This is a genomic window from Actinomadura barringtoniae, from assembly GCF_017573505.1.
GTDB lineage: Bacteria > Actinomycetota > Actinomycetes > Streptosporangiales > Streptosporangiaceae > Spirillospora > Spirillospora barringtoniae.
On the sequence record NZ_JAGEOJ010000038.1, the window covers coordinates 63,923 to 78,144 of the forward strand.

A 14,222-nucleotide genomic window follows, 5' to 3' on the forward strand; every position below is an offset into this window, starting at 1 on the left:
CGACACCGCCCAGGGCCGGCAGCCGGTTCGTCATGCGCGGTCACCCCCGTTCTCCGCACAGCCGGGTCCCGACCCGGCGATCATCACGGTGTGTCCCCAAGATCATTCGAAGCGAAACGGGAGGGGGTCTCGCGCAACTATGCTTGGCGGCCGTGACGGACCAGCCCGCGTGGGATGCCGATGACGACCGGACCGAGCCGCCGCACGGCCGGGAGTATCGGATCAGTGAGCTCGCGCAGGCCGCGGGCGTGCCGGTCCGTACGCTGCGCTACTACCAGGAGCGCAAGCTGCTGCCGCCGCCGCGGCGTGTGGGCAGGATCGGGCTCTACTCCGAGGACCATCTCGCCCGGCTGCGCGTGATCGGCAACCTGCTGGACCGCGGGCACACCCTTGAGGGCATCAAGGAGCTGCTGTCGGCCTGGGAGCAGGGGCACGACGTGGCCGCCGTGCTCGGCCTGGAGAAGGCCGTGATCGCGCCGTGGTCCACCGAGACGCCTGTGGACATGTCCCTGGACGAGCTGGCCGAGCTGTTCCCCGGCGAGGTCGGCCCCTCCTCGATCGACGAGGCCGTCGCACTCGGCTACCTGGAGGTCCACGGCGACCGGGTCACGCACTGGAGCCGCCGCCAGCTCGAGGCGACCGTGGCGCTCGTACGGGCCGGGGTTCCTCTGTCGGACGTCCTCGCGGCCAGCCGCCGGCTCCAGCACAGTGTGGACGAGCTGGCCGACATGTTCGTACGGCTGATCATGACGCACGTGGTCGGGCCGCTGCCGTCGCGTTCACTCGCCAACCAGGACCTGGCCGGCCTCACCGACACGCTCGCGCAGCTCCGGCCCGGCGCGCAGGTGGCGGTGGAGGCGGGCTTCTCCCGCGCGATGGAACGTCGCGTACGGCGTGAGCTCGACGAGGTCTTCGGCCGCCTCGTCCCGCCCGCCGACGGCGCCCCCGCCGACGGCGCCCCCGCCGACGGCGCCCCCGCCGACGGTCCCCCCGACGACGACGCCGACAACGTCGACGCCACCGGGGCCGCGGCCGAGGAAGCGGGCTCCGAGCAGGGCTGACGTCGGCCGTCCACACCTTGTGGACGGCTTCGGTATCGAGTCGTTATCACCGGCCCTCTGCCTCGGGCGTACCATCCGTCGCTACCGTCACTGAAATGCCACGGGGTATCCGCAAGTCTTTCTCTGCCGCGCTGCTCGCCGGCACCGTACTCACTTCCTCCCTTGCGATCGCGCCTGCCGCGAGCGCCGCGCCGCGCACCACGCCCACGGGGGCCGGGGCCGCAGCGGCGGCGGCGGCCAATCCCTGCACGTCGTCCGCGCATCCGAAGATGGCGCGCACCTTGGGGAACGCGATCCGTTCAGCGTTGCGAGGCCGTACCGGCACCGAGTCGGTCGCCGTCTACGACCGCAAGCGCCACATCTACTGCGCGGTCGACTCCAGCCGCCACTACGACTCGGCCAGCGTCGTGAAGGCCACCATCCTCGGCGCGCTGCTGCGCAAGGTGCTGGACCAGAAGCGCAAGATGACCTCCACCGAGAAGTCGCTGGCGTACAAGATGATCACCCGGTCGGACAACGACGCCGCCTCCAGCCTGTGGCGTTCGGTCGGCCGGACCCGGATGCAGCGGTTCCTGAAGCAGGCCGGGATGTCGCAGACCAAGCTGGGCCCGACCCACTACTGGGGCCTGACCCAGATCACCGCCCGCGACCAGATCCGGCTGCTGAACGTCTACACGGCGCGCAACCGCATCCTGAGCGACAAGGCCCGCAACTACGGCCTGGGCCTGATGGGCAAGGTCATCTCCTCGCAGCGATGGGGTACACCCACCGGCCGCCCGTCCGGCGTTCACTGGCATGTGAAGAACGGCTGGCTCCCCCGCCACGGCCGCTACTGGCGCGTGCACAGCATCGGCACCTTCGACGGCCGTGGCCAGGACTACGAGATCGTCGTCCTGACCCGCGACACCCCCTCCATGGCGTACGGCATCCGTACGATCGAGCGGGTCGCCCGCGCCGTCCACAACAACCTCAACCCGGGCATGCGCTCCGCCTACATCGAGAGCATCCCCGACTCCACCTGGGAGACCTCGGACGGCTCGGTTCCCGCCGACCGCTGACCCTCCAGTAGGCCCGGTAGGCCGATAGTCCGATAGCAAGGCCCTGAGGCCGGGCGAGTCCCTGACTCGCCCGGCCTTCGCCTTGCCCGGACCCGTTCGCCCGCCTTGCCCGGACCCGTTCGCCTACCTTCCCCGGGCCCGTTCGTCTGCCTTCCCGGGACCATTCGTCCGCGACGGGAAGCACGATCAGGTATGTGGCCTGGGAGATACTTGGTCACATGGTCGACGATGAGCGCTGGAAGGCCCGGTTCCGGGCGGCACGGGTGAGCTTGCCCGGGTGGGCCGACGACGCCCCGCACCGCAGCATTTACCGGTCGAACGTGACGGGGACGTGGGAGATCTACGCCTGGGACCGCCAGTCCGACGAGCGGCGGCAGGTGACCGACCGGCCGAACGGGACCTGGATGGGCACCGTCGACCCGTCCGGCGAATGGATCTGGTGGTTCGCCGACACCGACGGCGACGAGTTCGGGGTGTGGCGGCGCCAGCCGTTCGGAGGCGGCGGTGGCGAGGACGCTCCCGCCGTTGCCGGGCTCCAGGCGTCCTACCCGTCCGGGCTGGCGCTGGGCTCGAGCGGCCTCGCGGTCGTCGGCCGTACGACCGAGGCGGGCAACTCCGTTCACCTGTGCCGGCCGGGCCAGGCACCCGAGACCCTCTACGAGCACGCCGAGGACGCGCATGTCGCGGCCCTCTCGGAGGACGAGTCGCTCATCGCGATCGGGCACAGCGAGCATGGCGACAGCCGCCACATGGCGCTGCGCGTGGTGCGCCAGGACGGCACGACGGTCGCGGACCTGTGGGACGGCGAGGGCAAGGGCGTCTACGGCGCGGGCTTCGCGCCGGTCGCCGGCGACACGCGGCTGCTGGTCAACCACGAGCGGCGCGGCAAGGACGAACTACTGATCTGGGATCCGGTCGCGGGCACCGAACAGGAGATCGTCCTGGACCTGCCCGGCGAGATCGGCGCCGAGTGGTACCGCGACGGCTCCGCGCTGCTGATCTCGCACTCGCACGAGGCGCGCGACGAGCTCTACCGTTACGACCTCGCCACCGGCGACGACGCCACCAGCAACGGCACTGCCGGCGTCGGCGCCGTGGCCCTGACCAGGATCGACACCCCGCGCGGCGTCATCGGCGGCATGACCGCGCGCCCCGACGGCACGGTCGAGTTCTCCTGGTCGTCGGCCGCCGAGCCGCCGGTGATCCGTTCCACCTCGGGCTCGGTCGTGCTCGCCCCGCCCGGACCCGCCGCGCCGTCCTCGGTTCCGGTGGAGGACGTCTGGGTCGAGGGCCTCGCGGGCCGCATCCACGCCCTCATCAGCAAGCCGGAGCACGGGACCGGGCCGTTCCCCACCGTCTTCGACATCCACGGCGGGCCGACCGCGCAAGACGCCGACTCGTTCGCGCCCGCCGTCGCCGCGTGGATCGACCAGGGCTTCGCGGTCGTACGGGTGAACTACCGCGGCTCGACCGGCTACGGGTCGCAGTGGCGCGACGCCATCGAGGGCCGCGTCGGGCTGACCGAGCTGGAGGACATCAAGGCCGTACGGGACTGGGCGGTCGAGTCCGGCCTCGCCGACCCGGCGCGGCTCGTATTGACCGGCGGCTCGTGGGGCGGCTTCCTGACGCTGCTCGGAATCGGCACGCAGCCCGACGACTGGACCGTGGCGGTCGCCGCCGTCCCCGTGGCCGACTATGTCGCCGCATATGAGGACGAAATGGAAGGACTCCAGGCGTTCGACCGATCGCTGTTCGGCGGCTCGCCGACGGAGGTGCCCGACCGCTACCGCGAGTCCTCCCCGATCACCTACATCGACCAGGTGAAGGCGCCCGTGCTGGTCCTGGCCGGGGAGAACGACCCGCGCTGCCCCATCCGGCAGATCGACAACTACCTCGCCCGGCTCGCCGAGCTCGGCCGCACCCACGACGTGTACCGGTACGACGCCGGGCACGGGTCGCTGGTCGTCGAGGAACGCATCAAGCAGATGGCGGCCGAGATGGCGTTCGCCCGCAAGCATCTCGATATGCCCTGATTCGTCTGACCCTCGCCACGCCGGGGCGGGACGTGCCCGCCTCGGTAGCGGTTTACGTGATCCACGAGAAGGGGATCTCTGATCTCGGCCAGGGTTGGGCAAACCCAGGCCGGAAGGGTCCTTGCCCCCATGCGCCGTTGCCAGATGCTTCGGCGCAGTGCTCACTGCATGCCCTCACCGTGAGGGCCGAGTACCGGGGGGAACGGACATGCCTGGTCAGGACGGGCCGTATCACCATCCCGAGCGCGTCACGCGCCACGAGGGATCTCGGTCGTACGACCACGCCCAGCGCGACCCGCGCCACGGCACCACCACGCACCACGCGCGCCGCAGCGTCGCCACGCGCAGCGCGGGCAACAGCATCGCCACGCGCAGTGCGGGCAACAGCATCGCCACGCGCTATGCGCGTCGCGCCGTCGCGCTGCGCCACGCAGGCCACGGCATCGCCATGCGCCGCGTTCGGCGGTGGATCGCCATGGCCATCTGCTGCGCGCTGGCTGTGTCGGCGCTGATGCCTGGAACGTCGGCGAACGCCCAGGCGCACCGGCCGACCACGGCCGCCGCGCACAAGGCCACCGCCGTGTTCGCGGGGTCGAAGCGCATGAGCCGCTCCGTGCGCATGCAGGAGCGCTTCGCGGAGTGGTCGCTGCGCTCGAACGGCATCGGCTGGCGTTCCAACGGCCGCTGCCACGACCGCCGCAGGACCGACTGCACATCCTTCGAGGGCATGCGATGGGGCTCGATCGACGGCCTCATCGACTTCAAGGAGGACAGCGGCTGCCACCTCACGGTCTCCGGCGGCACCGAGAACGGCCACGCCAAGGGCCGCTACAGCCACTCGAACGGCTACAAGATCGACGTCATGCCGACGCGCTGCACCGACCACCACATCACGCACGCCTACCGCCACACCGGCGTGCGCGGCGACGGCGCACAGCTCTACCGTTCACCCGAGGACGTCACCTTCGCCCGTGAGAACAGCCACTGGGACATCCTCTTCCACTAGCCACACCGCTGCTCTGGCTCGTCGGCGTCAGGAGCGTGGGCCTACCTGTCAGGCGCGGACCTCGCGAATGACGCCGACGAGCTCGCGGGTGACGGACTTGAAGCCGGGGATGCGCGACATCGTCACCATCTTGTTGACGATCGGGACGGTGCGTTCGACCAGCAGGTAGGTCTTGCGGCAGCCGGGCGAGCTGTCGTGGACCCAGTACAGGACGATGCCCATCGAGTAGAGCCAGAGCAGCTCGGGCAGTTCCTTGCGGAACTCCTCGTCGATCTTGAGGTTGGAGCCGTTCACGACCTCGCGGTAGATCGCCACCGCGGACTCGCGGGCCGGGCCCGACTCGGCGCTGAACGGGTTGAGCGGGCTGGTCGGCTCGGCGGCGAACTTGAAGAACTTCCCGGCGAACTCGTGGTACGGCACCATCGTGTCCACCCGGGCGCGCAGGACGCCGAGCAGCCGGGGCGCGAAGTCGCGTTCGGCGGCCAGGACGGCGCGGCAGGCGGCGACGTGCTCGTCCTGGAGCTCGTCGTAGTACGCCTGGATGAGCTCTTCCTTGGAGCCGAAGTAGTAGTAGGCGTTGCCGACCGAGACCCCTGCCTCCTTGGCGATGGCCCGCATCGTCGTCGCCTCGTATCCGCGTTCGCGGAAGAGCCGCAGGGCCGTCTCCACGATCAGCGCCCGCGTCTGCTCCGACTTGACGGCTTTGGTCTCGGTCACGTACGCCACCCTAAACGGCGATCCGGTCCATCAGCCTCTCAATTCGGCGGCCACCAGTTCGGCGATCTGGGCGGTGTTCAGCGCGGCGCCCTTGCGCAGGTTGTCGCCGCACAGGAACAGATCGAGCGCCTTGGGGTCGTCCAGCGACCGCCGGACCCGCCCGACCCACGTCGGATCGGTGCCCACGACGTCGGCCGGAGTGGGGAACTCGTACATCTCCGGGTTGTCGTTCAGCACGACGCCCGGCGAGCCCGCGAGCAGCGCCTGCGCCTCGCGCTGGTCCACCCTGGACTCGAAAACGGCGTGGACTGCCAGGGAGTGGGTGGTCACGACCGGCACGCGCACGCACGTCGCCGCGACCTTCAGGCCCGGGAGCCCGAGGATCTTCCGCGTCTCGTTGCGGACCTTGAGCTCCTCGGAACTCCATCCGCCGTCCTGGAGCGAGCCGGCCCACGGCACCACGTTCATCGCCAGCGGCGCGGGGAACGGGCCGAGATCGTCGTCCACGGCGCTACGGACGTCGCCCGCGCGGTGACCGAGCTCACGCTTGCCGCCGATCCGTTCGAGCTGGTCGTAGAGCACGTCGATGCCCGCCTGGCCAGCGCCGGAGGCCGCCTGGTAAGAGGCGACCACCAGTTCGCTGAGCCCGTAGTGCTCGTGCAGCGCCCCGATCGCGACGATCATCGACAGCGTCGTGCAGTTGGGGTTGGCGATGATCCCGCGCGGCCGCTTGCGCGCGTCGTCGGCGTTCACCTCGGGGACGACGAGCGGCACGTCCGGGTCCATCCGGAACGCCCCGGAGTTGTCGACCACCACGGCCCCGCGTTCCGCCGCGACCGGCGCCCACTCCGCCGACACCGCGTCCGGAACGTCGAACATCGCGATGTCGACCCCGTCGAACACCTCCGGCGCCAGCGCGACCACCTCGACCCGCTGCCCGCGCACCGAAAGCTTCTTGCCCGCCGAACGAGCCGACGCCACCAGCCGGATCTCCCCGTACACGTCCTGCCGCGTGGACAGGATGTCGAGCATCACGCCGCCGACGGCCCCCGTAGCCCCCACCACGGCGAGGGTCGGCTTCCGTCCGGAGGGATCCAGCGTGCTCATGGGCGCACTCTCCTTGTCGCTTCGGGCATCCGGCCACCCGACCATGCCATATGACTCTGCAGGGCAGCTGTGGCATGCGACCCGGTTCCCTCAACCCGTTCGGGGCCGCCCTACATCCAACGCACCACGTCCCCCAAGGGTTGCCGCAATCACACCCCGCAGAGAGACAAAACCCCGCCCTGGAGCACCGATCGGCTCCAAGGCGGGGTCCGAGTCCGGTCCGAGCCTGACGTCCGAGCCTGACGTCCGGTCCCGGGTCCGGCCCGAGCCCGGATCCGAAGATGGGGTCTGTCGGACGGTCAGCGGCCGTCGTCTTCGTGGACGGTCAGCGGCCGGTGCCTCCGTAGACGACGGCCTCGACCTGGTCGGAGTCGAGGTCGAAGGCGTGGTGGGCGGCGGCGACCGCGGTGTCGATGTCGTCCTGCGTCACGATCACCGAGATGCGGATCTCCGAGGTGGAGATCATCTCGATGTTCACGCCGGCGTCGGCGATGGCGGAGAAGAAGTTGGCGGTGACGCCCGGGTGGGAGCGCATGCCCGCGCCGATCAGCGAGACCTTGCCGATGCGGTCGTCGTAGCGCAGCGACTCGAAGCCGATGCGCTGCTTGAGCTTGTTGAGCGTGTTCATCGCGCTCTGGCCGTCGCTCGCCGGGAGCGTGAACGAGATGTCGGTGCGGCCGGTGGACGCCGCCGACACGTTCTGGACGATCATGTCGATGTTGATCTCGGCCTCGGAGAGCACCGTGAAGATCGTGGCGGCCTCGCCGACCTTGTCGGGCACGCCCACCACGGTGATCTTGGCCTCGCTCCGGTCGTGCGCGACGCCGGAGATGATCGCCTGCTCCATGTCCTGCCCCTCGATCTCACTGCTGTCGACGACCCAGGTGCCCTCCTTGTGACTGAAGGAGGACCGCACGTGGATCGGAATGTTGTAACGGCGCGCGTACTCCACGCAGCGCAAATGCAGGATCTTGGCGCCGCTCGCCGCCATCTCCAGCATCTCCTCGTACGAGATGCGCGGGATCTGGCGGGCGGCAGGCACGATCCGCGGGTCCGCGGTGAACACGCCGTCGACGTCGGAGTAGATCTCGCAGACGTCCGCGCCCAGGGCGGCGGCGAGCGCCACCGCCGTGGTGTCGGAGCCGCCGCGGCCGAGCGTCGTGATGTCCTTGGTGCCCTGCGAGACCCCCTGGAAGCCGGCGACGATGCAGATCGACCCCTCGTCCAGGGCGGTCACGACCCGGCCCGGCGTGACGTCGATGATCCTCGCTTTTCCGTGGGAACCGTCGGTGATCACACCGGCCTGGGAGCCGGTGAAGGACCGCGCTTCGTGGCCCAGGTTCGCGATCGCCATGGCCAGCAGGGCCATGGACATGCGCTCCCCGGCCGTGAGCAGCATGTCCAGCTCGCGCGCGGGGGGCAGCGGGCTGACCTGCTCGGCCAGATCGATCAGCTCATCCGTAGTGTCACCCATCGCGGAGACCACAACGACGACGTCGTTGCCGGCCTTCTTCGTTGCGACGATGCGCTGGGCGACCCGCTTGACGCCTACGGCGTCGGCGACGGAGGAGCCACCGTACTTCTGCACGACAAGAGCCACGAGTGGGCGCTCCTCGGATCGGGGTCAGGCGTGTCGCGGAAGAGTCTACCGAGGTCCAACCCGTGGATTACGAGGAGGTAACCCCACTATTCGGACACCCCGTCCGCCATGCGAGACGGCCGGGGCGAGTGGGGCCCGCCGGTCACGCGTTCACGGCCGTACGGGCAGGCGGAAGCGGCATGCGGGCTCGGCGGCCCGCATGCCCCTTACTGCTAGCCGAACGCGTTTCTGTCGTCGCTCACCGTGATCGCCAGCAGGTGTAGATCACCCGCGCGTTCAAGCGGCCGTGTGCCAATTCACCCTTGGTGAAGCCGTGGCCCCAGTCCGTCCGCCGCGTACTCGGCCACCCGTTGCCAGGGCTGTCGAGCGGCGTACGGCCCGCGGCTTTCGGCCATGCGCGCGTTCAGTCAGCGTGCTACCGCTCGTTTCGGCGCGGCGATAAGCAGCGCGGTCGACGCGGTAGGCGCAGTAGGCGCGGTGCGGTCGCTCTGCGGGTCCGGCGATAAGGCCTGCGGGCGGTAAAGCCTGCGGTTCGGCGGGCCTACTGAACGGCGGGCCTGCTGATCGCGGTGGGCCTACGGTACGGCGGCGACTTCTTCGGCGACGTCCAGGCGGGCACCCGAGATGACCGCGTGCAGCGCGCGGAGCGCAGCACCGGCGTGGTTGCCCCAGTGGTTGAAGTAGGAGTACTGCCACCACCACAAGGCCTCGAGCGGGCGGTCCTGCTGGTAGTGCCGCAGGCCGTGCACGAGGTCGCTGGCCACGTCGACGAGGTCGTCGGACAGGCGGTACGAGGTGGCCTCGGTGTCCTTGTACGGGTCGAAGACCTCGACGTACTCGTCCACCGCGATCAGCCGTTCGGCGAGACCCTGCCGTACGGCGTCCAGGTCGGGATCGTCGCCGACCTCGGGCTCCCAGTTGTCCGGGAGGATCACGTCGGCGCTGGCACCCAGTTGCGCCCCGGCCAGGATGACCTGTGACACCTCCAGGAGCAGCATCGGCACCGTGTGCGCCGCGGCATCGCCGCGCGCGACGGCTTCAAGACCCTCCAAGTAGTTGTCGACATGGCACGCGACGCGTTCGGCGAGGGCGTTCCAGTCCTGCGGGCTGTTGGAGTCAGACATCGAGCAGCCTCCGTCCTTCGAATGCGCGGCCCAGCGTGACCTCGTCGGCGTATTCGAGGTCGCCACCCACCGGTAGGCCGCTGGCGAGGCGGGTGACGGTCAGGCCCATGGGTTTCACGAGCCGTGCGAGATAGGTCGCGGTCGCCTCGCCCTCCAGGTTGGGATCGGTGGCAAGGATCAACTCGTTGACCGTGCCGTCCGCGAGCCGCTGCATCAGCTCGCGGATGCGCAGGTCCTCGGGACCGACGCCCTCGATCGGGCTGATCGCCCCACCGAGCACGTGGTACCGACCGCGGAACTCACGGGTCTTCTCGATCGCCACGACGTCCTTGGACTCCTCGACCACGCAGATGATGTGCGGGTCGCGGCGCGCGTCGCGGCAGATGCGGCATTCGTCTTCTTCAGCGACGTTCCCGCAGGTCTTGCAGAAGCGAACCTTGTCCTTGACCTCTTTGAGCGCCTTGCTCAGCCGTTCGACGTCGGCGGGGTCGGCGGCCAGGAGATGGAAGGCGATCCGCTGCGCGCTCTTGGGGCCGACGCCGGGCAGCCTGCCCAGCTCGTCGATGAGGTTCTGGACCACCCCTTCGTACAACGGTCTCGTCCTTCCGTTCTCGGCCGGTCACAAGGTCGGTGCAGGTCTATGGGTCGTAGGTCTGCAGGTCGTACGGTCTGCAGGTCGTAGAAGTCGTAGCGGTCGTGCAGGTCAGCGGGTCGTGCGGTCCGTTCGGCGGAACGTACGGTCGGGTCAAGATCGGAACGGAGCCCGTTCAGAAGCCGGGCAAGCCTCCAGGACCGCCAGGGGCGCCGGGCAGGCCGCCAGGTCCACCGAGCCCGGGGATGCCACCGCCGCCACCAAGTCCTTCGGCGAGCGGGCCCATCTTGGACGCCTGCAGTTCGGCGGCTTCGCGCGCCGCGTCGCGGATCGCGGCCAGCACCAGGTCGGCGATGGTCTCCGCGGTGTCCGCCGGGTCATCGGGGTCGACGGCCTTGGGATCGATCGACAGCGCGGTCACCTCGCCCTGGCCGTTGACCGTCGCCGTGACGAGGCCGCCGCCCGCGGTGCCCTGCACCTCGGTCTCGGCGAGCTCCTGCTGCGCGGCGAAGAGCTGTTCCTGCATGCGCTGGGCCTGCTGGAGCAGTTCCTGGATGTTCAACTGACCACCGGGTTCCACGGTGTGCTCCCGTTCCTTCCAGCCCCGGTAGGGGCTTTCTTCGTCGGCGACCGTCGTGTACCGGACGTCTGTCTCCCCGAGACTACGGGTTTCGAACGCCATCCGGTACGTACCGACGCCGCCGGGCCGGTCAGGAGTTGTCGATCTCCCGAATGATCTGCCCGCCGAGCTCGCGTTGGATGAGCGCCATGCCGCTCGCCTCGGCCTCGGTCCCGTCCGCGTCGGCGTCGCCCTCGGGGTCCACCTCGTCGCTCTCGTCGATCGGCGGGGGCTCGGGGGGCGGCGGCCCGTCGTCCATCGGCGGCGCGGGCTCGGGCGGCATAGGCCGTACGGCAGTGGCCGTGCCTCCGCCCGCAGGCGCTCCACCAGCAGCCGGACCACTCGGTCCTGCCGCGGAGGAAGAGGGGCCTGTGGGCGCGCTGGGCGGCCCGGACGGCTGCGGTCCGGTGCCCGTACGAGGCGGTGCCGGCGCGGCCGCGTTGGAGAATCCGGCCTGTGGCGCGCCTGGAGACCCTTGGGAGCCTCCATAACCGCCGCCGCCAGTGCCGCCGGGCCCGGAAGGCCGTCCAGCAGGACGTCCTCCGCCACCCCCGTCACCCCCGCCACCGGGAGCGGCACCTCCGAGCACCGTGTCGATGCGCCAGTCGACGCCCATGCGTTCCTTGAGCACCTCGCGGAGGACCGTGTCGCGCCCGCCGTTGGCGAAGTTCGTCCGCGCGCCCTCGGCCTCGAACGAGAGCGTCAGCAGATTCCCGTCGAGCGTGAGCGGCCGAACCCCGTTCATGATCACCATCCAGGCGACCCGGCTCTTCTGCTTCACCGCCTCGACGATGTCCGGCCACAACCGCTGCACCGCGGCAATGTCGTACCCGCCACCCGCAGCAGGCGCGGCAGGCGCCGCCTCTGGGGGTGGAGCCGCCGCCGGAGTTGGAGCCGGCCGACTCTGTTCCGGCGCAGAGGCTTCGGGAGCAGGCGGAGCCTTTGGCTCCGGTGCAGGCGCAGGCGCAGGTGCAGGTGCAGGCTCCGGTGCAGGCGCAGGCGCAGGCGCAGGCGCAGGCGCAGGAGGCGCTGAAGCCTGAGGCTCAGGCGCGGGTGGCGCAGCAGGTGGTGCCGGCACTGGCGCGGGTGATACAGGCGCAGCGGGAGCCGGAGCAACTGGGGTCGCCGCGAAGCCGCCGCCCCCGGCGAAGCCGCCCTGGGAGGCCTGGCGCTCCAGGCGGTCCAGGCGGGCGAACATCGACGCCTCGTCCTCGTACGCCGCGGGCAGCAGGATCCGCGCGCAGATCAGCTCCAGCAGCAGCCGCGGCGACGTGGCGCCGCGCATCTCGGTCAGGCCCGTGTGCAACAGGTCGGCGGCCCGGGTCAGCTCCCCCGGTCCCAGCGAACCCGCCTGCCGGCGCATCTGCTCAAGCTCGTCCGGCGGAACGTTCAGCAGCCCACTGCCACCCGCCTCCGGAACGTTCGACAGGATCACCAGGTCGCGGATCCGTTCCAGCAGGTCGGCCGTGAACCGGCGCGGGTCCTGCCCGCTCTCGATCACCCGGTCGATCGCCGCGAACACCGCCGCGCCGTCCCGCGTGGCGAACGCGGCGACGACCTCGTCCAGCAGCGCCGAGTCGGTGTAGCCGAGCAGCGACACCGCCTTGGAGTACGTGATGCCCTGCTCGTCCGACCCCGCCAGCAGCTGGTCCAGGATCGACAGCGTGTCACGCGCCGACCCCGCTCCCGCACGCACGGCCAGCGGCAGCGCGTTGGGCTCGTACGGTACGTCCTCGGCCTTGAGGATCTCCTCGACCAGGTCCTGGAGCGTGCCGGGCGGGATCAGCCGGAACGGGTAGTGGTGCGTCCGGGACCTGATCGTCCCGATGACCTTCTCCGGTTCGGTCGTCGCGAACACGAACTTCAGGTGCGGCGGCGGTTCCTCGACGAGCTTCAGCAGCGCGTTGAAGCCCTCTCGGGTGACCATGTGCGCCTCGTCGATGATGTACACCTTGAAGCGCGCCGAAACCGGGGCGAAGAAGGCACGTTCGCGCAGATCACGAGCGTCGTCGACGCCACCGTGCGAGGCCGCGTCGATCTCGATCACATCGAGGTGCCCGGTCCCCGTCGGCCCGAGCGCGACGCACGAGTCGCACTTGCCGCACGGGTCGGGCGTGGGGCCCTGCTCACAGTTCAGCGAACGGGCCAGGATCCGGGCGCTGGAGGTCTTCCCGCACCCGCGCGGACCGCTGAAGAGGTACGCGTGGTTGATCCTGCCGTTCCGCAGCGCCTGCTGCAGGGGCTCGGCGACGTGCTCCTGCCCCTTGAGTTCGGCGAACGTCGCGGGCCGGTACTTGCGGTACAGAGCCAGACTCACGGGGGCCCGCCCTCCTCAACAAGCAGAGCGTCAGAAGCGAAAAGGACCCCCCGCACACCCGCCAGAGCCTGTTTATCCTTGCTGCCTTCCGGCCCTGGGGAGGTTCACAGGGTGACGCCGTGCGAGGGGTCTTCCCAGAGTCTATGGCATCCGCGGTCCCGGATTTGCACGCTTGCCGCGTAGGCTCCGGCCCCATGTCCGAGCATCCCACCGCAATCCCGCAGGAGACGCTCCTGCACATCGCCGAACGCCGCCACTGGGAATCGGCCGAGGCCTCCGGCGAGTCGTACGCGATGTCGACTCTGGGCCGCACCCTCGCGGACGAGGGCTTCATCCACTGTTCCGCCGATCAGGCCCAGGCCGAGGGCGTGCTGGCCAACTTCTACACCGCCGTGGACCGCGCCGACCTGGTCCTTCTGATCATCGACCCGGCCCGGCTGGGCTCCGAGGTCCGCCACGAGCCCGCCGACGGGCAACTCTTCCCCCACATCTACGGCCCGATCCCCCTCACGGCCGTTATTGATGTCCGATCAGTGCCCGAGACCCGGTAGTCTCTACGGCGGAGGATTCGCCTAGTGGCCTAGGGCGCACGCTTGGAAAGCGTGTTGGTGGCAACGCCTCACGAGTTCGAATCTCGTATCCTCCGCACCGCCTCACCAGGCAGAACGCAAGGGCCGGTGTCCAACGGACACCGGCCCTTCGTGGTCCCTAGTCTCATTTCTAGTCTCAGTTGCCCTACTTCTGAGGAGCGTGAGACTTCTCCATGGAGATCACGGAGGACGCTCAGACTGGGAAGCTCCCGCGAATGAGGTCGGCGATCCGCTTGCTCTGACGCTCCGCCTCCTCGGCGAACTTGAACATGGCGGACGGGGCCATCAGGTCCGCGATCTCCTTCCGTCTCTGCGCGTCCTCCTCCATGACCTTGCGGATACGGCTCGGCCAGCCCGATGCCTCAGTCATCTGCTTCCGCCGCCGCTCCGCTTCCTGC

The 14,222-nt window shown here is 69.9% G+C and carries 13 protein-coding genes, 1 tRNA gene and 1 other RNA gene; 6 read left to right on the forward strand and 9 right to left on the reverse strand.

Annotated features, from left to right (window positions below):
- Window positions 1–152: 152 nt before the first annotated feature.
- The 4 genes from J4573_RS51430 (at window position 153) to J4573_RS51445 (ending at window position 5,158) form a co-directional block, all read left to right on the forward strand.
- Window positions 153–1,061, forward strand: coding sequence for a MerR family transcriptional regulator (locus J4573_RS51430; protein WP_307797548.1), 909 nt, complete (start codon window positions 153–155; stop codon window positions 1,059–1,061).
- Between the two features lie 95 nt (window positions 1,062–1,156).
- Window positions 1,157–2,119, forward strand: a complete 963-nt coding sequence (locus J4573_RS51435; protein WP_208263792.1) for a serine hydrolase — start codon at window positions 1,157–1,159, stop codon at window positions 2,117–2,119.
- Between the two features lie 218 nt (window positions 2,120–2,337).
- Entirely contained in the window at window positions 2,338–4,152 is a 1,815-nt protein-coding gene (locus J4573_RS51440) for a S9 family peptidase (RefSeq protein ID WP_208263793.1), read from the forward strand.
- A 208-nt stretch (window positions 4,153–4,360) separates the two neighbouring features.
- Window positions 4,361–5,158, forward strand: coding sequence for a hypothetical protein (locus J4573_RS51445; protein ID WP_208263794.1), 798 nt, complete (start codon window positions 4,361–4,363; stop codon window positions 5,156–5,158).
- 48 nt (window positions 5,159–5,206) lie between these two features.
- Here J4573_RS51445 and J4573_RS51450 read toward each other — a convergent pair whose 3' ends face one another.
- The 8 genes from J4573_RS51450 to ffs all read right to left on the reverse strand — a co-directional run bounded on the left by J4573_RS51450 (window position 5,207) and on the right by ffs (window position 13,368).
- Complete coding sequence (locus J4573_RS51450) at window positions 5,207–5,875, reverse strand: TetR/AcrR family transcriptional regulator (RefSeq protein WP_208263795.1); 669 nt, start codon at window positions 5,873–5,875, stop codon at window positions 5,207–5,209.
- 30 nt (window positions 5,876–5,905) lie between these two features.
- On the reverse strand, window positions 5,906–6,982 hold the full coding sequence (locus tag J4573_RS51455; RefSeq protein WP_208263796.1) for an aspartate-semialdehyde dehydrogenase: 1,077 nt from the start codon (window positions 6,980–6,982) through the stop codon (window positions 5,906–5,908).
- A 325-nt stretch (window positions 6,983–7,307) separates the two neighbouring features.
- Window positions 7,308–8,582 carry an aspartate kinase gene (locus J4573_RS51460; RefSeq protein WP_208263797.1) on the reverse strand — a complete coding sequence of 425 codons (1,275 nt, stop codon included), beginning with the start codon at window positions 8,580–8,582 and terminating at the stop codon, window positions 7,308–7,310.
- A 575-nt stretch (window positions 8,583–9,157) separates the two neighbouring features.
- Window positions 9,158–9,706 carry a DUF5063 domain-containing protein gene (locus J4573_RS51465; RefSeq protein ID WP_208263798.1) on the reverse strand — a complete coding sequence of 183 codons (549 nt, stop codon included), beginning with the start codon at window positions 9,704–9,706 and terminating at the stop codon, window positions 9,158–9,160.
- On the reverse strand, window positions 9,699–10,298 hold the full coding sequence (gene recR / locus J4573_RS51470; protein WP_208263799.1) for a recombination mediator RecR: 600 nt from the start codon (window positions 10,296–10,298) through the stop codon (window positions 9,699–9,701). The genes J4573_RS51465 and recR overlap by 8 nt, the downstream gene beginning before the upstream one ends.
- 175 nt (window positions 10,299–10,473) lie before the next feature.
- The gene (locus J4573_RS51475) at window positions 10,474–10,878 is read right to left on the reverse strand and encodes a YbaB/EbfC family nucleoid-associated protein (RefSeq protein ID WP_208263800.1); all 405 of its coding nucleotides are present in this window, start codon (window positions 10,876–10,878) and stop codon (window positions 10,474–10,476) included.
- 130 nt (window positions 10,879–11,008) lie between these two features.
- Window positions 11,009–13,234: a DNA polymerase III subunit gamma and tau gene (locus J4573_RS51480; RefSeq protein WP_208263801.1), complete on the reverse strand. Its 2,226-nt coding sequence runs from the start codon at window positions 13,232–13,234 to the stop codon at window positions 11,009–11,011.
- A 38-nt stretch (window positions 13,235–13,272) separates the two neighbouring features.
- Window positions 13,273–13,368, reverse strand: an RNA gene (ffs, locus tag J4573_RS51485) — signal recognition particle sRNA small type.
- 60 nt (window positions 13,369–13,428) lie between these two features.
- Between ffs and J4573_RS51490 the strand changes: the two genes are divergently transcribed.
- Together J4573_RS51490 and J4573_RS51495 are read left to right on the forward strand one after the other, a co-directional pair.
- Window positions 13,429–13,785, forward strand: a complete 357-nt coding sequence (locus tag J4573_RS51490; protein ID WP_208263802.1) for a DUF952 domain-containing protein — start codon at window positions 13,429–13,431, stop codon at window positions 13,783–13,785.
- Between the two features lie 10 nt (window positions 13,786–13,795).
- Window positions 13,796–13,880: transfer RNA gene (locus J4573_RS51495), tRNA-Ser, on the forward strand.
- Window positions 13,881–14,017: 137 nt separating this feature from the next.
- Here the strand turns inward: J4573_RS51495 and J4573_RS51500 are convergent.
- On the reverse strand, window positions 14,018–14,222 hold a 205-nt coding region (locus J4573_RS51500), incomplete at its 5' end, for a hypothetical protein (RefSeq protein WP_208263803.1).

Coding starts and splice junctions, on each gene's coding strand:
- J4573_RS51490 (WP_208263802.1), top strand. CDS start 13,429: ATGTCCGAGCATCCCACCGCAATCCCGCAGGAGACGCTCCTGCACATC.
- J4573_RS51455 (WP_208263796.1), bottom strand. CDS start 6,982: ATGAGCACGCTGGATCCCTCCGGACGGAAGCCGACCCTCGCCGTGGTG.
- J4573_RS51435 (WP_208263792.1), top strand. CDS start 1,157: ATGCCACGGGGTATCCGCAAGTCTTTCTCTGCCGCGCTGCTCGCCGGC.
- J4573_RS51440 (WP_208263793.1), top strand. CDS start 2,338: ATGGTCGACGATGAGCGCTGGAAGGCCCGGTTCCGGGCGGCACGGGTG.
- J4573_RS51465 (WP_208263798.1), bottom strand. CDS start 9,706: ATGTCTGACTCCAACAGCCCGCAGGACTGGAACGCCCTCGCCGAACGC.
- J4573_RS51445 (WP_208263794.1), top strand. CDS start 4,361: ATGCCTGGTCAGGACGGGCCGTATCACCATCCCGAGCGCGTCACGCGC.